16 protein-coding genes and 1 pseudogene are annotated in these 18,161 nt (G+C 59.9%); 3 read left to right on the top strand and 14 right to left on the bottom strand.

From position 1 onward, the window contains the following. Positions 1-30 precede the first annotated feature (30 nt). The 8 genes from BLS87_RS29625 to BLS87_RS29590 all read right to left on the bottom strand — a co-directional run bounded on the left by BLS87_RS29625 (position 31) and on the right by BLS87_RS29590 (position 10,174). Positions 31-960: a sugar ABC transporter substrate-binding protein gene (locus BLS87_RS29625; RefSeq protein WP_074758405.1), complete on the bottom strand. Its 930-nt coding sequence runs from the start codon at positions 958-960 to the stop codon at positions 31-33. A gap of 59 nt (positions 961-1,019) precedes the next feature. After that, on the bottom strand, positions 1,020-1,277 hold the full coding sequence (locus BLS87_RS29620; protein WP_074758403.1) for a hypothetical protein: 258 nt from the start codon (positions 1,275-1,277) through the stop codon (positions 1,020-1,022). 318 nt (positions 1,278-1,595) lie between these two features. After that, positions 1,596-2,615, bottom strand: coding sequence for a Gfo/Idh/MocA family protein (locus tag BLS87_RS29615; RefSeq protein WP_074758401.1), 1,020 nt, complete (start codon positions 2,613-2,615; stop codon positions 1,596-1,598). A gap of 180 nt (positions 2,616-2,795) precedes the next feature. Beyond that, positions 2,796-4,727: a 3D-(3,5/4)-trihydroxycyclohexane-1,2-dione acylhydrolase (decyclizing) gene (iolD, locus tag BLS87_RS29610; RefSeq protein ID WP_074758399.1), complete on the bottom strand. Its 1,932-nt coding sequence runs from the start codon at positions 4,725-4,727 to the stop codon at positions 2,796-2,798. 171 nt (positions 4,728-4,898) lie between these two features. After that, positions 4,899-6,398 (bottom strand): CoA-acylating methylmalonate-semialdehyde dehydrogenase, encoded by a 1,500-nt coding sequence (locus BLS87_RS29605; RefSeq protein ID WP_074758397.1) that lies wholly within the window; start codon positions 6,396-6,398, stop codon positions 4,899-4,901. A gap of 28 nt (positions 6,399-6,426) precedes the next feature. Further along, entirely contained in the window at positions 6,427-7,236 is an 810-nt protein-coding gene (iolB, locus tag BLS87_RS29600) for a 5-deoxy-glucuronate isomerase (protein WP_074758395.1), read from the bottom strand. Between the two features lie 2 nt (positions 7,237-7,238). Beyond that, entirely contained in the window at positions 7,239-8,174 is a 936-nt protein-coding gene (gene iolE, locus BLS87_RS29595) for a myo-inosose-2 dehydratase (protein ID WP_074758393.1), read from the bottom strand. Between the two features lie 62 nt (positions 8,175-8,236). Next, entirely contained in the window at positions 8,237-10,174 is a 1,938-nt protein-coding gene (locus BLS87_RS29590) for a bifunctional 5-dehydro-2-deoxygluconokinase/5-dehydro-2-deoxyphosphogluconate aldolase (RefSeq protein WP_074758391.1), read from the bottom strand. Between the two features lie 235 nt (positions 10,175-10,409). Here BLS87_RS29590 and BLS87_RS29585 point away from each other — a divergent pair, with 235 nt between their 5' ends. From BLS87_RS29585 to BLS87_RS35410, 3 genes and pseudogenes are all read left to right on the top strand, one after another. Further along, a complete protein-coding gene (locus BLS87_RS29585; RefSeq protein WP_074758389.1) occupies positions 10,410-11,336 on the top strand; it encodes a MurR/RpiR family transcriptional regulator in 927 nt (308 codons plus the stop codon). Between the two features lie 708 nt (positions 11,337-12,044). After that, a pseudogene (locus tag BLS87_RS35415) lies at positions 12,045-12,821 on the top strand (PAS domain-containing protein); the annotation flags it as partial. Then, a complete protein-coding gene (locus BLS87_RS35410; RefSeq protein ID WP_425262257.1) occupies positions 12,807-13,358 on the top strand; it encodes a methyl-accepting chemotaxis protein in 552 nt (183 codons plus the stop codon). The pseudogene BLS87_RS35415 and the gene BLS87_RS35410, both read left to right, overlap by 15 nt. Positions 13,359-13,433: 75 nt before the next feature. On the opposite strand, the gene BLS87_RS29570 is transcribed toward BLS87_RS35410, so the two are convergent. From BLS87_RS29570 to BLS87_RS29550, 6 genes are all read right to left on the bottom strand, one after another. Beyond that, positions 13,434-14,441: a lysylphosphatidylglycerol synthase domain-containing protein gene (locus BLS87_RS29570; RefSeq protein WP_074758383.1), complete on the bottom strand. Its 1,008-nt coding sequence runs from the start codon at positions 14,439-14,441 to the stop codon at positions 13,434-13,436. After that, entirely contained in the window at positions 14,438-15,688 is a 1,251-nt protein-coding gene (clsB, locus tag BLS87_RS29565) for a cardiolipin synthase ClsB (RefSeq protein WP_074758381.1), read from the bottom strand. The genes BLS87_RS29570 and clsB overlap by 4 nt, the downstream gene beginning before the upstream one ends. Beyond that, positions 15,685-16,479, bottom strand: a complete 795-nt coding sequence (locus tag BLS87_RS29560) for an endonuclease/exonuclease/phosphatase family protein (RefSeq protein WP_074758379.1) — start codon at positions 16,477-16,479, stop codon at positions 15,685-15,687. The genes clsB and BLS87_RS29560 overlap by 4 nt, the downstream gene beginning before the upstream one ends. Further along, complete coding sequence (locus BLS87_RS29555) at positions 16,476-17,393, bottom strand: DUF72 domain-containing protein (RefSeq protein ID WP_074758377.1); 918 nt, start codon at positions 17,391-17,393, stop codon at positions 16,476-16,478. Before BLS87_RS29555 ends, BLS87_RS29560 begins: the two co-directional genes overlap by 4 nt. Beyond that, complete coding sequence (locus BLS87_RS33930) at positions 17,338-17,727, bottom strand: hypothetical protein (RefSeq protein ID WP_143024511.1); 390 nt, start codon at positions 17,725-17,727, stop codon at positions 17,338-17,340. The genes BLS87_RS29555 and BLS87_RS33930 overlap by 56 nt, the downstream gene beginning before the upstream one ends. Positions 17,728-18,041: 314 nt before the next feature. Continuing rightward, on the bottom strand, positions 18,042-18,161 hold a 120-nt coding region (locus BLS87_RS29550; protein WP_143024435.1), incomplete at its 5' end, for an IS3 family transposase.

Genomic DNA, 18,161 nt, shown 5'->3' with positions numbered 1-18,161 from the left:
TGCGTCCTGTCAGTTGTTGTGTTGTGAACGTTATTTGAAGGTGCTGACGTTTTCCGGCGTGATCAGCTTGAACGGAATCACGATGGCCTGTTGCGGCAAGGCCTCCTTCTTCGCCAGCTTCACGGCCGCGTCGATGGAGCCTTCGCCCTGGCCTTTGGCGTCCTGGAACACCGAGATGGTCAATTGACCTTTCTTGACCGCCGCCAGACCGTCAGGCGTGCCGTCGACACCGGCCACGAGTACATCGCCCTGCTTTTTCCCCGCCTGGTTCAGGGCCATCGACGCGCCAATGGCCATTTCATCGTTGTTGGAAAGCACCGCACGGAAATCACGACCCTGGGTCAGCCAGTTGTTGGTGATGTCCATGCCTTTCTGGCGTCCCCAAGCGCCTTCCTGTTCTTCAGTAATCTTGATGCCAGGGTATTCTTTCAGGACTTCTTTGACGCCTTCGGTGCGATCGCGGGTGGAGTTGTTCGACAACTCGCCCAGCAGGATCACCACGTTGCCTTTGCCGTTGAGTTTGTCGGCGATGTATTGCATCTGCATCCGACCCGCCTCTTTGTCGTCAGAGGTCACGGAGGCGACGCCTGCGGGCAACTTGGGATCATCTGGACGACGGTTGACGTAAACCAGCGGGATCTTGGCTTCAGTAGCGGCTTTGGTGATGCGCCCGGTGGCGGCGGTATCCACCGGGTTGACGATCAGCGCATCGACCTTCTTGCCGATCAGCTCCTGCACCTGGTCAAGCTGCTTGTTCACGTCGTTGCGACCGTCGACGAACTGCAGGTCGACACCGCCCATTTCCTTGGCTTTCTTGCCCATGTCTTCGCGCATGTAGGTCAGGTACGTGTCGTCGAACTGCGACATGGCGACACCAATCTTCAGGTCGGCGGCCATGACGGCACCGCTGCTGAGCATCAGGGCCAGTGCAAGAGAGGTAAAACGGGCTTTGGTAATCATGAACGGTCTTTCTCCAAATTCTTGTTGTTGTAGTGAATTGGCTAACGACTGCTGGGTGTTCAGAGGACTGCTGGTTTATTGAGAACGGTGCTTTGATGCGAGAAGTGCGGATTGGTGAAGTGCGCGACCGACGCCGCCGAGGTGCCGCACACCATCACGCCGTGGCTCTCCACGCACAGCACGCGGGCAACGGTTTCCAGGACGCGTTCAATGGCAGGGGTCACAAAGGGTTTCGCGTGCAGGACGACGCGGGGAGCAACGAGAAGCGCGCGGGATACTGATCGGCAAGCCCTGGCGGCATGTTTGAAAATGTTCATCGACGGTACCTGTCTTTTTGGCTTTCTTGTTTTGGTTCGTTCGTCCAGCCTGGCGTCGCAAGCATCCGACAGCAGGTTCGGACGTCGATAGTCGGCAACCTGGAAATGACTCTATTGGAAAATAATTTCTGTTTCAACCTGTTTTAGAATTTATTTCTATTTTGATTTTCACTGCATGCAACCTTGCGGAAAGACGGCTGATGCACACCTACTGTGGCGAATTCATTCGCGAGAGACAGGCACATTCCACACGTCCCTATCGCCTGACACAGTGCTTCGCGAATGAATTCGTCCCACCCTTTGACCCTTTGGCAACCGTTACAGCGCCACCACCCGCCCTTCCAGCGCGCTGACCCTGGCGGCATCCAGCACTTTCGCCGATGCGACGGCATCCCGAGCGTCCACCGGGTTACGCCCTTGATTCATCACGGCGTCCTGCAACTGCCGGTAGAACTCTGGCCAGCTGCCGCGCTCGGAAGGCACGCGCTCGCGGTGTTCGCCCTGCTCGAACCAGCCCCAGCGGCGATGCTCCTCGACGCCCCAGCGTTCGCCCTCGGATTTGGGGGACAGGCCCGCCAGCGCCGCCGCCTCCTGTCCGTCGAGGCCATCAACGGTATAGCAGCCTTGCGAACCATTGACCCGAAAGCGTGGGCCTTGAGCGTTTTGCAGGCAGTTGCCCCATAGATGCGAGGTCACGCCGCTGGCATGAATGAGTGAAACGAAGAAGCCGTGATCGACTTTTTGTTCCGGCGTTGCGAATTCGAGTTCGGCGTACACCCGTTTAACGGGCCCGAACAGTTGCAACGCCTGATCCACCAGGTGACTGCCCAGATCGCGCAGAATCCCGCCGCCGCTTTCCTTGCCCACCGATGAAGGTGAATAGCGCTCCACGCGGGACTCAAAGCGGCTGACATCACCCAGTACGCCTTGATCGATCAACTTGCGCACCGTGAGGTAATCCGAATCCCAACGACGGTTCTGGTACACGCCCAGCAACACGCCCCGGCGTTCGGCGGCATCCACCAGTTCCTGCGCCTGTTTGGCGTCGGGCGCAAAAGGTTTGTCGCTGACCACGGGCACACCGAGTTCGATTGCCTCCAGGATCAACGCACGCCGTGAGGCCAAGGGTGTGGAGATCACCACGGCATCGACGCCTGCCGCAACCATGTCGGCCAGGCTGTCGAAGGCCGGGACCTTGGGGTAATCCTGGCTCAGTGCCTGGCGTCGTTCAGGTGAGCGCGTCACCACACCGGCAAAGGTTGCGCCGGGCATGCTGGCCAGCAGCGGCGCATGAAAGAAGCGCCCGCCCTTGCCGTAGCCGATGAGTCCGATTTTCATAATGTGTTCTCCGTTTCCTGTAGGAGCGTGGCTTGTCCCGCGATCGGCCGGGAACCGGTCGTGAAACCTGCAACCCGAATAAACCTGACACACCGCGCTCGATGGATTTACTGCCGATGCGCCGGACGCAAACCCGGGCAGATCGCGGGACAAGCCACGCTCCTACAGGGGTTACTTAATTCAATATTGACGGGCCTTGGCCAGCATCGCTTTCTGCCGTTCATAGGCCTCTGCGGTGGTGCCCGTCGTCGACACTTCGGCCACGCCCACCCGCCACCACGACAGGTAGCCATGGATCATGGTCTTGGGCAGGACCTTGATGTCGATCAGCGTCGACACGGTTTGTTTGCGCGCGTCGATCAAGGCGGCCTCAAGCGCCTCGACGGTTTTCACCGTGTAGGTCTTGCAGCCATACGCGGCGGCGCTCATGGCGAAATCCACCGGCACGAACTCGCCATCGAGCAACCCGCTTTCGGGATTGCGGAAGCGGAACTCGGTGCCGAAGCTGCCCATGCCATTGCCCATCTGCAGGTTGTTGATGCAACCGAACGCCATGTTGTCCAGCAGCACCACGTTGATCTTGCGCCGCTCCTGAATCGAGGTCGCCAGCTCCGAGTGCAGCATCATGTAGGAGCCATCGCCGACCAGTGCATAAACCTCGCGTTCGGGCGCAGCCATCTTCGCGCCGAGGGCTGCATTCACTTCGTAGCCCATGCAGGAATACCCGTATTCGACGTGGTAACTGTCGACACTGGTGCTGCGCCAGGCCCGTTGCAGATCGCCTGGCAGACTGCCCGCTGCCGCCACGATCACCGCATCGGCAGGCAACTGCTGATTGAGTATCCCGAGCACACGGCTCTGGGTCAGGCATGAGCCGGTCATTTCGATGAAATCGCGCAGCACCTGGGGATCGAGGTGCCCGCTAACTTCGGGTTCGAAGTCCTGAGTCTGATACTCCACGGCGTACAGCCGATCCACCTCGGCATCCAGCGCCGCCCTGGCCTGCTTCGGCGCATCCCCCCAACCGGCGGTGTAGTCACCCAGCGCATCGCTCAACGATTGCAGTGCCAATTGCGCGTCGGCCAGCACTTGCACACCGTCAAGTTTCTGAACATCGAATGCACCGACGTTGAGGTTGAGAAACTGCACGTCCGGGTTCTGAAACAGCGATTTCGAGCCGGTGGTGAAGTCGCTGTAACGCGTTCCGACGCCGATGATCAGGTCCGCCTCGCGTGCCAGCGTGTTGGCTGCCAGCGACCCGGTTTCGCCGATGCCGCCCATGTTCAGCGGGTGAGCCGAGACAATCGCGCTCTTACCCGCCTGGGTTTCTGTGAACGGAATGTCGAACCGCTCGGCAAACGCCTGAAGTTCGGCTGCCGCGCCGGAATAACGCACCCCGCCGCCGCAAATCAGCAACGGCTTGCGCTTGCCCGTGAGCAGCACCAACGCATCCTTAAGCATCGCCTGGGTCGGCGGACGACGATCAATACGGTGCACGCGCTTTTGCAGGAAGGTGTCGGGGTAGTCGTACGCCTCGCCCTGCACGTCTTGCGGCAAGGCGAGGGTCACGGCGCCGGTGTCGGCAGGGTCTGTCAGTACGCGCATGGCGTTGAGCGCGGCGCTCATCAATTGCTCGGGCCGGTTGATCCGGTCCCAATATTTGCTGACGGCCTTGAACGCATCGTTGGTGCTGATGCTGAGGTCGTGGAAGTGTTCTATTTGTTGCAACACCGGATCGGGCTGACGACTGGCGTAGACGTCACCCGGCAGCAACAGCAGCGGAATGCGGTTGGCCGACGCAGTCGCCGCCGCGGTGATCATGTTCGCCGCACCCGGTCCGACCGACGAGGTGCACGCATAGATCTTGCGCCGCAGGTGCTGCTTGGCAAAACCCATTGCCGCGTGGCACATACCTTGTTCGTTGCGCCCTTGATGCACGATCAGCTCGCCGCTGTCCTGCTCCAGCGCCTGACCCAGGCCCAGCACATTGCCGTGACCGAATATCGTGAACACCCCGGCAACGAACTTGCTCTGCACGCCGTCCACTTCGACGTACTGATTATCGAGAAATTTCACCAGGGCCTGAGCCATGGTCAACCGTGTCGTGGTCATGCTTGCACCTTGTTGTTATTGGAGGCGGTGTTCGGGGCGATGAGGTCTTCTGTGGGAGCGAATTCATTCGCGATGCGATCTGACAGCCAACCCATTTTTGTGTCGAATTTCCCGGCCTCTCGCGAATGAATTCGCTCCCACAAAGAATCGCATTTCAAATGGAGACCTCGATCATTTCGCCGTCGGCATGCTGAACTCCGCCCCTTTGGCGATGCTGTCCGGCCAGCGCTGCATGACGCTCTTGTAGCGGCTGTAAAATCGCAGGCCTTCTTCGCCGTAGGCATGGTGGTCGCCGAACAACGAGCGCTTCCAGCCGCCGAACGAGTGCCAGGCCATCGGCACCGGAATCGGCACGTTGATGCCGACCATGCCCACCTTGATGTTTCGCGCAAAGGCACGGGCAATGCCGCCGTCGCTGGTGAAGCACGACACGCCATTGCCGAACTCGTGAGCGTTGATCAACTCGACCGCTGCGGCGAAGTCCGGCACATGAACGATGCCCAGCACCGGCCCGAAAATCTCTTCCTTATAAATGGTCATCTCCGGGGTCACGTCATCGAACAACGTAGCGCCGACGAAAAACCCGTTTTCAGCGCCAGGCACCTTGAAATTGCGCCCGTCGACGATCAGTTTCGCGCCCTCTTTCACGCCTTGATCGATGTAGCCCTCGACCTTGGCCTTGTGCACTGCCGTCACCAGCGGCCCCATGTCGGAGTCGGCGTTCATGCCGTTGCCGACCTTGAGTGCGTCAATGCGCGGCAACAGTTTGTCGATCAGTTTCTGGCCGACATCGCCCACCACCACGGCCACGGAAATCGCCATGCAGCGCTCACCCGCCGAGCCGTACGCGGCGCCGATCAGCGCGTCGGCGGCCTGATCCAGATCGGCATCGGGCATCACGATCATGTGGTTCTTCGCACCGCCCAACGCTTGAACGCGCTTGCCGTGCGCGGTGCCCTGCTGATGGATGTACTCGGCAATCGGCGTCGAGCCAACAAAAGAAATCGCCTCGATGCCCTTGTGTTGCAGCAACGCATCCACGGCTACTTTGTCGCCCTGCACCACGTTGAACACGCCGTCCGGCAGGCCGGCCTGCTTCAACAGTCGCGCCATCAACAGGCTGGCGGACGGGTCACGCTCGGAAGGCTTGAGGATGAAGCAATTACCCGTGACCAGTGCCATGGGAATCATCCACAGCGGCACCATCACCGGGAAGTTGAACGGGGTGACACCGGCGCATACGCCCAGTGGCTGGCGCAGGTTCCAGTTGTCGATGCCGCCGCCGATGTTGTCGCTGTAATCGCTTTTCAGCAGCGTCGGCGCGCCACAGGCAAACTCGACGATTTCGATGCCGCGCACCACTTCGCCCTTGGCATCGGAGAACACCTTGCCGTGTTCGCGGCAGATGATTTCCGCCAGTTCGTCATGGTGCTGGTCGAGCAATTCCTTGAACTTGAACATCACCCGCGCGCGGCGCAAGGATGACTGATCGGCCCACGCGGGAAACGCCGCTTGGGCAGCGGCGACGGCCTCGTCGACGGTCTTCAGTTCGGCCAGGGCCACACGGGCCTGCACGGCGCCGGTCGCCGGGTTGAATACATCGCTGAAACGCTCGCTCGCGTCGTGCATCTGGCCATTGATGTAGTGGCCGATAATCGGGGCATTGCTCATTGCGGGCTCCTTCAAAACAGGGGTGAACTCAAAGATCCAGCAACCACTGATGCTTGGGATCGTTGTGGAATTGCCAGGCGCGTTTCGGCCCGGCCATCACGTTCAGGTAATAGGATTCGTAGCCATACGGCACGCTGACCGGGTGATAGCCCTTGGGCACGGTGACCAGATCGTTGTTTTCCACGGCCATGGCCTGGTCGATGCTGCGGTCATCGGTATAGACACGCTGGAACACAAAACCCTGGGGCGGATTGACCTGATGGTAATAGGTCTCCTCGAGGAAGCTCTCGTGCGGCAGATCATCCTTGTCGTGCTTGTGCGGCGGGTAGCTGGAGGAATGACCGGACGGCGTGCGCACCTCGACCACCAGCAACGAATGCGCGGGCTCGGAATCGGGCAGGATGTCGCACACGTAACGGGTGTTGGCGGCCTTGCCGCGCACGCTCCGCTTCATCGCGTCAGGCGTGATCAGCCGCGCGGGCAAGTCCTTGCTCGGGTCGCCCGGCGCGGCACACACGGCGATCTGTACCGCGCTCAACGCCGTGACCTGCGCCTGGCTGTTGGGCGGCAGGTACACCGCGAACGGGGATTTGTCTTCGAACACCGATTGCCGGTCGCCGATGTTTTCCCAATTGAACGCGCCCTGCCCCGGCGCTTCGCCGCTGACACTGACGCGACCGCTGAGCAGCACCAGGCACAATTCCTTGTCACCTGCGGTGACCGGCAGACGTTCGCCGACGGTCAGACGATGGGCAGCGAAACCGACGTATTCCAGCACGCCTTCACCGAGCGCAACCACATCGCGGCCCTCGGCTTTGCTCTTGACCAGGAGGTTCATGCTCACAGGCTCCTTTGTGCAGGCTGATGTAAACCCAAGTGGTTTTCTTGAGCGGCTGCCAGCAGATTGCGCAGCGTTTCATAGCCTTTCTTCGCGTAGACGTAGCTGGGCGCAACCGCCGGGTCCTGCTCGGCCTCGACCACCAGCCAACCTTCGTAACGGGCCTCGATCAAGACGTCCAGCAAGGCCGCGAAATCGATGTCGCCATCGCCCGGCACGGTGAACGTGCCGTTGACGATGCAGTCCGGGAAACTCCACAGGTTGTTACGCGCCAATTGCACCACCGGTTTGCGCACGTCCTTGAAATGGACGTGACACACGCGAGCAATGTGTTTGCGCAGTACCTGCAACGGTTCGCCGCCGCCCATGTAGCAATGGCCCGAATCGAACAGCAGACCGACTTCACTGCCGGTTCGCGCCATCAACTGGTCGATGTCTTCAGGGGATTCGACGTAAGCGCCCATGTGATGGTGGTACGCCAGCCGCACACCCTGCGACAGGGTGAAGCGCGCAAGCTCCGTGAGTTTGTCAGCGTACGCCTGCCAGGTGCTGTCGCTGTGAAAACGCGGGCGCTCGACCAAACGAATACGCTGGCCTTGAATCGAGTCGGCGACCTCGCCGTACACCAGCACGTTGGCGCCGTTGTGTTTGAGCAGGTCGACGTGCCCGGCGATGGCCTCGATCTCTTCCGCCACCGAACGGCTGGCCAGACGGCTGGAATACCAACCCGACACCAGCGCCAGTTCGTAAGGCTTCAAGACATCGGCGACGCCTTTGGCGTCCTTGGGAAATTTCCCGTTGAGCTCAAACCCTTCATAACCGATTTCCTTGCCTTCACTGAGCGCGGTACTCAGCGGCGTTTCGCCGCCCAGGGCCGGCAGGTCGTCGTTGCTCCAGGAAATCGGGTTGATGCCAATTCGGATTGCGGAAGCGGGCATGGCTGCACCTTTATTGTTTTCTTCGCTTTAACGGGTTCATACGGCTGATTCGATTTGCAGGCTCACGCTCGGGCGTCGCGCCAGGACTCGATCAGGAAACCAAAGGTGCTCTGCACCCGGCTGATCAATCCCGCATCGTCGATCTCACCTTCCAGCCATGCACGGCTCGGCTCATGGAAAATCGTCCGGCCCACGGCAAAGCCTCGGCATGAGGTGCTGTTGCTGGCTTCCCGAAAGCCTGCGGCCAAGGCTTCGGCCGGGGCATTAAGACCGAGCAGGACCACGCCACGGCAGTACGGATCGCGTTCCTGAATCAGCGCGTCGAGTTTTTCCCAGACCTCAGCGGGTTGCGTTTCAATCTTCCACCACGCCGGGAAAATGCCCAGGTTGTAGAGGCGCTTCAGCGAACGGTAAATCACGTCGGGGTGCGTCGAGGGATGATCCTTCGGCGGGATGACTTCCAGCAACAATTCATGACCGCTGGCCTGGGAGGCTTGATACAGGCCCATCACCTGCGCCTCCTGCTCAAGGCGCAGCATCGGCTCGTCATCGGGGTGGTATTGCACCAGGCACTTGATGATCTGCTCTTTCGGCCAGGCCAGCAGATTGCTGCCAACGGAACGGCCGTGTTCGAACGCCAACGGGCGCGAACCCTGCACTTCCACCGGCCGAGCCACCCACCAGTCACGACCGGTGGCGGTGTTCAACGAATCCTGCCCGAAGCGTTGATCGGCCAGCAGGCCGACGTCCGCTTCGATCCCGCGCTTCTTGAGGTCCGCCTCAACCCGCTCCACGGCCTGAATGAACAACTGCTTGAGCTGCCCTATGCACGCCAGATCGCGACCGGCTTTTTGCGCCAGCTCCACCAGCTGGCCACGATGGTCGAAGGCAAAGATGAACAGCTGCTTCCATTCTTTGCGCGGCACACTGACCTGATGCAGGCGCTGCAGCATAAGATCCTGATCAGGCCGGGTGATCGGCACCGGGCTGTTGAACAGGTACTCAAGTTCGACCGGCGTCGGCATGGCCGGTGCGCAGGCATGCCGCGACACCACCAGACCACCGCAGGCATTGGCCAGTTGGCAGCAGCGTTCATCGCTCTCGTCGTTCAGCCAACCTTTGAGGAAACCCGACATGAACGCGTCGCCGGCGCCCAGCACGTTAAGCACTTCAACCCGCACGCCCGGGTAAATCGCACCGTCTTCCAGGCGGGCAGGAATTGCCCCGTGGATAACCGTGCAACCTTGCGGGCCCAGTTTGACCACCAGCGTGGCGGCGGTCAGCTGACGCACGTTGCGCAATGCGGCGATCAGGTTGGTGGCGCCGCCTGCAATCAGGAATTCTTCTTCGGTGCCGACGATCAGGTCGAAGCGCGGCAGAATGCGCTGTACATGCTGGCTGACGTTCTGGTTGGCGACGAAGCGGGTTTCGCCGTCGGCCTTGCCAGTCAGGCCCCAGAGCACCGGCCGGTAATCAATATCGAGCACGCGTTTGACGTTGTGCTTCTCGGCATAGTCCAGCGCCTGGCTGCTGGCCTTGAACACCTGATCGGTGGAGAAATGTGTGCCGGTGATCAACAACGCCTTGCTGGAGGCAATCTGCGCTTCGTCGATGTCTTCGGCGTTCAGGGCCATGTCGGCACAGTTTTCGCGGTAGAACACCAGGGGGAAGGTTTCACGGTCCTTGATGCCCAGCAGAACCATGGCGGTGAGGCGTTCAGCATCGACCTTGATCCCACTGACATCGCAGCCCTCGCGCGCCAGGGATTCGGTCAGGAACCGCCCCATGTGATCGTCACCGACGCGGGTCAGCATGGCGGATTTCACACCCAACCGGGCGGTACCGAAGGCGATGTTGGCAGAGGACCCACCGAGGTATTTGGCGAAACTGCTGACGTCCTCCAGGCGCGCGCCGATCTGTTGCGCGTAGAGATCGACGCCCAGACGTCCGAGGCACACAACGTCTAACTGACGTCCACTGGCAAAACGAGTCTGGCCCATGCTGGCTCCTGTTATTTTTATAAGCCTGGCTTCAGCAGCGTCTGCTCGAAGCGCTGTTCGTGGATGCAGACTAGAACGCTCAAGGGCAAGGATCAATGATTTTTTCTATATTTTTTTCATGTGGAATATTTTTTCCACTTTGCGCAAAGGCTGGCAGTTCGTGCTAAACAGGCAGGATACAAACGCGAAGCGCTGTAAACTTCGCGTCATAAGAAAGCTTGAGGAATTCAACCGTATGTCCAGCACCGATCAGCCCTCCTTGTCCGATACCGGCGCCGACGCGGCGTCCTCCCAGGTCACCGCGCCGGAAACCGCGGAGTCTCTGCTCAAGCTGATCACCACGGAATACGAAAGCCTGCCGCGCCAGCTCAAACGCATTGCCAGCTACATGAGCCAGCAGAGCGACCGCATCATGGTCGACCGCATCAGCGACATCGCCCGCGAATGTGAAGTCCACCCTTCTGCCATCGTGCGTTTTTCCCAGCGCTTCGGCTTCAGCGGTTTCAGTGAAATGCAGGCGCTGTTCCGCGAGGCCTACACCCACAAAGCCACGCCGGTGCAGAACTACCAGCAGCGTATCCGCAGCATGATCGCCAACAAGTCGCAGAAAGCCAGCGGCGGCGATCTGGCCCGCGAATGCGTGAACGCCACGCTTTCCGGGCTGGAACGCCTGGCGCTGGAACTGGACGATGAAGCATTCGAGAAAGCCGTGGACCTGGTGGTCAATGCCGACAACATCTACGTGGTCGGGGTGCGTCGCTCATTCGCCGTGGCGGATTACCTGGTCTACAACCTGCAACACACCAACAAACGCATCCACCTGATCTCGGGCCTGGGCGGCAGTTATCGCGAGCAGATGCGCAGCGTGCGCGCCAACGATCTGGTCATCGCCATCAGCTTCACCCCATACGGCAAGGAAACCCAACATTGCCTGCGCATCGCTCAGCACCATCAGGCCAAGACGTTGATCATTACCGACAGCAACCTCTCGCCACTGGCCAAGCGCGCCAACTCGGTGTTGTTGGTCAATGAAGGCAGCTCGTTCGCCTTCCGTTCCCTCAGCGCCACACTGTGCCTGTGCCAGGCGCTGTTCATCGCCGTGGCGTACCGGCTGGAATTGAAGGTGGACGAGATGTCGGAGCAGGTCGGGTTTGAAGACTGAGCGCTTTTGTTGACGCGCTCCGGACTGCGGCGAGAATAAAAAACCAATCGCATACCGTCACGCCTATTGCGACGTTGCTACCGCCCAGAAGGCGTGCAGGCAGACCGCAATCCCGCTTCTGCCCGGAGGGCGTGGGGCAGACCGCAATCCCGCTTCTGCCCGGAGGGCGTGGGGCAGACCGCAATCCCGCTTCTGGCCGGAGGGCGTGGGGCAGACCGCAATCCCGCTTCTGCCCGGAGGGCGTGGGAGCATTCGGAGGTTACGACGGACGCGATGGAGCGCGCAGCGGTCCTGAAATCATCCAGCGCGGTGTGCCAGGCTGATCTTGTTTGCAGGATTCACTACCGCTGCGCGCCAGATCGTCCGACTGCGGCCCAGAGCAAGCGCGCTCCTACGCCCTGCGGGCAGAATCAAAGCCTCCAGAAGCGGCTGTACACGTAGCGTGAGGAGGACAGTTGCTACGGCCTACCACCAGAATCGAAGAAAACATCGCCGACGCCATGAACGTCGACGTGCGCGAGAATTCATCCACCCTCGGCCAATAACTTGTACAAAAACCGACGAGCTGTACAACTATTTTGTAGCTTTTTGATATCACTTTTGTGATGATCTTTGCACTGCAGACGGAAATCGCAGCTGAGTATTGACATTCGCTCTTCAGGCCATGGAACGGAAAACCCTGCCGTTCCACTTGCCTGAGCCGCCATCATGTTTTTCAACTCGTCCAAGAACAAAACCATCCAAGACCTGCAACTGACCGTCGCTCACCAGGCAAGCCTGCTGGAAGCCATCAACCGTTCGATGGCCAGCATTGAGTTCGATCTCAATGGCGTCGTGCTCAGTGCCAACGACAATTTCTTCAAAACGCTGCGCTACCGCCCGGAACAGGTGATCGGCAAGGAGCACCGGATGTTCTGCACCGCTGAGTACGCCCGCACCGCCGAGTACTCACAGTTGTGGTCTCGGCTGCGCAATGGCGAGTTCGTCTCGGCCACCTTCCAGCGCGTGGCGGGCGACGGCAGCACGGTATGGCTGGAGGCGAGCTATAACCCCATCAGGGATATCGACGGCAAGGTGGTGAAAGTCGTCAAATTCGCGATGGACGTCACCCAGAAGCTTCAATCCGAAAGCGAAACCCGCAACAAGTTGCAGGCGATCGACCGCGCCATGGCCGTGATCGAGTTCGATCTGGACGGCCGCATCATCGCCGCCAACGACAACTTTCTGCGCCTGCTCGGTTACAACCGCCAGGAGTTGCTGGGCAAGCACCACAAGCTGCTGTGCCCGGCAGAAGTCGCCAGCAGCCCGGAATACCAGGACTTCTGGCGCCAGCTCAACAAAGGCGAGTTTTTCAGCGGCCAGTTCAAACGCATCGGCAAGCACGGCCAAACGCTGTGGCTCGAAGCGTCTTATAACCCGGTGTACGGCGCCTGCGGCAAGCTGCTCAAGGTGGTCAAATTTGCCTCCGACGTGACCGCGCGCATCGAGAAGCACGAACAGGATTCTCACAGCGCCGCGCAGGCGTATCACATTTCCGTGCAAACGCAGAAAGTCGCCGAGCAAGGCACTCAGGTGATTCAGCAAGCGGCCAGCGAAATGCGCCAGATCTCACGCAACATTGACGATTCGTCGCGCATCATTGGTCAGTTGGGTGAGCGGTCAGAACAGATCACCACCATCGTCAACACCATCCATGGCATCGCCGATCAGACCAACCTCCTGGCGCTTAACGCAGCCATCGAAGCGGCGCGCGCCGGTGATCAGGGCCGAGGGTTTGCTGTGGTGGCGGATGAAGTGCGGCAACTGGCAGGCCGCACCAGCCGTTCGACGCAGGAAATTTCCGAGATGATCCAGTTGATCCAGACCGAAACCCGTCAGGCGATCCTCAGCATGGACAACACCCGCAACAACGCGGCCAAAGGCGTGGACCTCGCCGATCAGGCGGGCTCAGCGATTGTGCAAATCAGTAATGGCACAAATGAGGCCGTGGATGCGGTGCGGATGTTTGCCGGGAGGGATTGAGGCTTCCACTCCTCTAGGGGTCGGCTTGCTGGCTCCTACAAGGAGTTTTCGCCAGCAGCCGGTGCCGGCAAGGGATCAGCCTGCATTGCGCGCTTCATTCTTACTGCGCATGGATTTGGCGCGCTTCTCCAGCACCAGGTACACCACCACCGCCAACATCAGCGGAATCAGGAAGTAGATAACGCGGTAGCCAATCAGCGCCGCGAGCAACTGGCCCTTGCTGAATTGATGCTGCATCAGGGTGATGAAGACCGTTTCCAGCACACCCAACCCCGCCGGAATGTGCGCGATGACGCCTGCGATGCTGCTGATGAGCAGAATCCCCAGGACGGCCGGGTAGAACGCTTTTTCCGGGAGCAGTATGAAGATCAACAGCGCCATCAGGCCCCAGTTCAGCGCCCCCAAAAACGCCTGACGCAGTGCTTGATTGAGCGACGGCAGTACCAGTTTTTGCTTGCGAATGGTCCAGGTCCTGCGTTTGGAAAACCGACACGCCAGGAAATACCCGAAGCACACGGCGAGCAACACGAAGCCGATCAGTTGCAGGGTGGTGTCGCCGATCTTCCAGCCCTCGGGCAGGTCGATGAAACCGCCGGCAAACACGAACCCCGCCAGCAACATGTAACCCAGCCAGTTGGTGATCAGGCTCAGGCTGAGAATCCGGGTGATGGTTGGCACGTCGAGACCGAGGCGCGAATACAACCGATACCGCAATGCGATGCCGCCGACCCACGAACTCAGGTTCAGATTGAAGGCGTAGCAGACGAAGGTCACCGGCACGATCTGCTTCACCGACAGTTTGTGTTCGGTGTAACGCCGCGCCAGCACGTCGAATCCGCAGTAGGTCAGGTAGCTGCCGACCGCAACGAGAAAACCGAGCGCCAGCGTGCTTGCCTTGTACGACTCCAGCGCATGCACCACCTCGTTCCAGTCGAGGTTCTTTACCAGCATAAACAGCAAGACCGGGACGGCGATGAAGAAAAATACGGTGAAACCGCGTTTGGCCCAGGTCAGCCAAGCCTTGTGTTTGCCCGGGGCAGAGGATTTGTCCTGCCCGGTGGACGCCTGCGACACCCCGTTCATAGCGACTTCTCCTGATCAGGCGAAAGCTCGCGCTTGAGTTCGCTCGCTTGCGCAATCACGTCCGGCGAGCGCACCGGCTTCAAACGCGGCCCGTGCACCGGAAACAACCCGGCAATTGCTGGAAAATGCCGCAGGAAGTGGAAGCTCAGGAAAATCATCGGCGCCCTCCACCACTGCCCTTTCGCCAGACCTTTCAGGCTGGCCTGTTTGCTGTGGGCAGCGGCCAGTTCCGTGAGATGCTCATGCAGGTGTTGATTCAGCGCGTGATCGCGGATGAACAGGTTGGCTTCCAGGTTCAACGCCAGACTCAGGGGGTCGAGGTTGCTGGAGCCCACCGTCGACCATTCATGGTCGATCAGCGCGACTTTGCCGTGCAACGCGCGCTGTTTGTATTCATGGATCACCACGCCCTCACGCAGCAGCCAGGTGTACGTCAGGCGTGAGCACATGCGCACGAACGGCATGTCTGGCTGACCCTGCAGAATCAGCGTGACCTTCACGCCGCGGCGGGCCGCATTGCGCAGCTCGCGCAAGAACCGGTAGCTCGGGAAAAAATACGCGTTGGCGATGGTGATGCGCTGGGTAGCGCCGCGCATCGCCAGCAGGTACTGCTCTTCGATGTCGGTGGTGTGCTGACGATTGTCTCGCTCGGCCAGCAGCATGCGTGCGCTGCCTGCCTGGCGTGTCATCGCCTTGAGCGGCGCGAAGGACCCGCGCAACGCCGGTCCGAGCATGCCCAGCGTGGACCGGTAGATGTCGGCCACGATAGGGCCGCGCACCAGCACTGCGTAGTCCTGTTTGGCGGTCACGCCCGTGTCGGACATGTGGTCAACGCTGTAATTGATGCCACCCATGAACGCCAGTTCGGCATCGATCACCACCACCTTGCGGTGCAGCCGACGAAACAGGTTGGTGCGCATGCCCATGAATTTCGGGCGCGGGTCAAACAATTGAATCTGCACGCCGGCGCTGACCATTTCCTGCACGAACGACGTACTCAGGTCGCTGGTGCCGTAGTCATCCACCGTAATCACCACGCGCACGCCACGGCTGGCCGCCTCGATCACCGCCTGCTGCAGGCCTTCACCAATGCGATCTTCAAAAATGATGAACGTCTCGATCAACACCTCCCGCCGCGCCGTGCGAATGTGTTCAAAAACGTTGCTGAAAAAATCCTCGCCATTGATCAGCAGCTCGACGGAATTGCCGTCTTGCCAGATGCCACATTGATCATTGAACGCCTTCATAGTGTGACCTCTACCGCCAATGGCGCATGATCGGAAAGATGCGACCAGGGTCGGTTCGACAACACCCTGGGCGCCCGGGGACGGGCATTGCGAACATAAATTCGGTCCAGCCGCAGCAACGGGAAGCGCGCCGGAAAACTCTTGGCCGGGGCGCCGAATGATTCGACGAATACCTCGCGCAAGCCGGTCGGCGTCAACGCCGCGTCGGCCTTCTGTCGCCAGTCGTTGAAGTCTCCGGCAATGATCACCGGCGCTTCTGGCGGCAAGCGCGACACCAGTTCCGCCATCAACGACAGCTGCTGCTGACGGTGCACCTCCTTGAGGCCAAGGTGCACGCAAATGGCGTGGACTTCACCGAAACCCGGGACCTGCAACACGCAGTGCAACAAGCCTCGCTCTTCAGTACCGAGAATCGAGATGTCGAGGTTTTCGTGCCGCACGATCGGGTATTTCGACAGCAACGCATTGCCGTGATGGCCGTGGGGGTACACCGCATTGCGACCGTAGGCGAAGTCGTTCCACATGCTGTCGGCGAGAAACTCATACTGCGAGGTGGTCGGCCAGTTCTTAACCGTCTGGGCGTGATTTTGCTGTTCACCGTGGACCTCTTGCAGAAACACGACGTCCGCCGACACGCTGCGTACGGCATCGCGAAGCTCCGGCAGGATGAAACGTCGATTGAGGAAGCCGAAGCCCATGTGCATGTTCATCGTCAGCACGTTGAGCGTGACGTCGGTGGACGCGTTCTGTCGGCGGCTGGCGATGCCTTCGGGGGTCAGGGCACTGGTCAAAACTTCACTCCTTGCAGATCGCCGGGGGCGACTTCCAGGTCGGCGGTCAGGTCAAAACGCTCCAGCAACGCGCGGGCGTCATAAGGCGCCCTGACCTTGATGTCGTTGTCGAAATAGCAATAAACGTCCCGCGACTTGCGCACGCGAGGTGACTTAGGGGCAGTGAGATGGGCGTCCTTCGGCTGCGAGCCCTGCTGCCACGAATCGATGCGATCGCCCCAGCGCTTGAGCGCCTTGGGCGTGTAACCGCTGGCGTACAGCGCTTTGTCGCCGTGCAAGCGCAGGTAGACGAAGTCGCTGGTCAGGTCTTCCAGATACGGCCACTTGCCCGCCGTGTCAGCGATCACCAACGCGACGTTGTACTTGCGCAGCAGGGTGATGAACGCCGGAACGGCAAAACTCTCATGACGAATTTCCACGGCGTGGCGCAGTTTGGCTTTCGCGGGGATCTCCAGATAACCCGGCTTTTCCATGCGTGCGGCGCACTGCCTGGCGCAGGCCTTGGCGGCTTTGCCGTCGAACGGCAACGACAGCAAAAACGCTTCGAATTTTTCGGCATCAAATTTGAAACTGGGCGGAAACTGCCAGAGGATCGGGCCCAGTTTCTCCCGGAGCTGAAAGATGCCCGAGGCGAAGAAATTGGCGATGGGCTCAGCGATGTCGTTCAGGCGTCTGACGTGGGTGATATAGCGCGGCCCCTTCAGGCTGAAGACAAAGCCTTTGGGCGTGTCGGCGTACCAGCGGGCATAGAGGTCCGGCGACTGCAGAGAGTAGAACGAGCCATTGATTTCAATGCTGTTCACCGCTCTGGAGGCGAATTTGAGTTCGTTTTTCTGAACCAGACCTTCCGGGTAGAAATCACCGCGCCACGGCACGTAGCGCCAGCCCGAGATGCCGATACGAATATCGCTCATGCAAGTGCTCTCTGTGCTCTGGGCCACGACCGGTGTCGCGACTGCCTTGAACAAGAGATAAGAAGCTTGGGAAACAGGCAGGTTCCCTGGTTTTTGTCGCTGCGGCGTCAGATGCCCGTTTTTTCGGGTCGGGGTGGGTGTCGTCGATGACGTCGGGTCCATTGGGCAATGTTTCAGGTCGGCTGGGATCGGCCCCTGGCGTGCGGACATCGTCACCTTCAAGGACTTTTCCACCGTCGGTGAAGACAGGATCGAGGAGTTCGTCGTAGTCGGTGCCGGGGTTTTGGGAGAGTGGGTTCTGTAAGCCGGGTTGGTCCATCAGGTTCTTTTTCATGGCGCACCTTGGGGTTGTCTGCGGTTTTGGGGCGGGTCATGAAGGGTTTGAAAATAATCGGGGGTGGGTGTTCAGGGTTTTTGGGGGCCGTTTATCGGTCAGACCTGAGCGGGTTGGCCAGAGGTCCGCATGCGGGATTGGGATTGGGATTGGGATTGGGATGGGATTGGGATGGGATTGGGGTCTTATCCGTTTTTGGGGTGACGCTTATACGTTTGGTTCTGCCTAACGGCAGAAACGTTCCGCCTTCGGCGGGTTACTTGAAAAGACCCCAAGTAACCAAGGGTTGAACTGACCCCCGAAAGTTGGACAAACTACAGACTCATTATCTGGCTTCGAAATTGTACCGGACTGAGGCCGTTGAGCTTCATGCTGATCCGCTCGTGGTTGTAGTAATGGATGTACTCGTCGAGCCCGGCTTCTAATTGCTCAAC

The organism is Pseudomonas abietaniphila (assembly GCF_900100795.1).
GTDB lineage: Bacteria > Pseudomonadota > Gammaproteobacteria > Pseudomonadales > Pseudomonadaceae > Aquipseudomonas > Aquipseudomonas abietaniphila.
The sequence above is the reverse complement of the archived record's forward strand: the minus strand, read 5'-3'. Positions and strand labels throughout refer to the sequence as shown.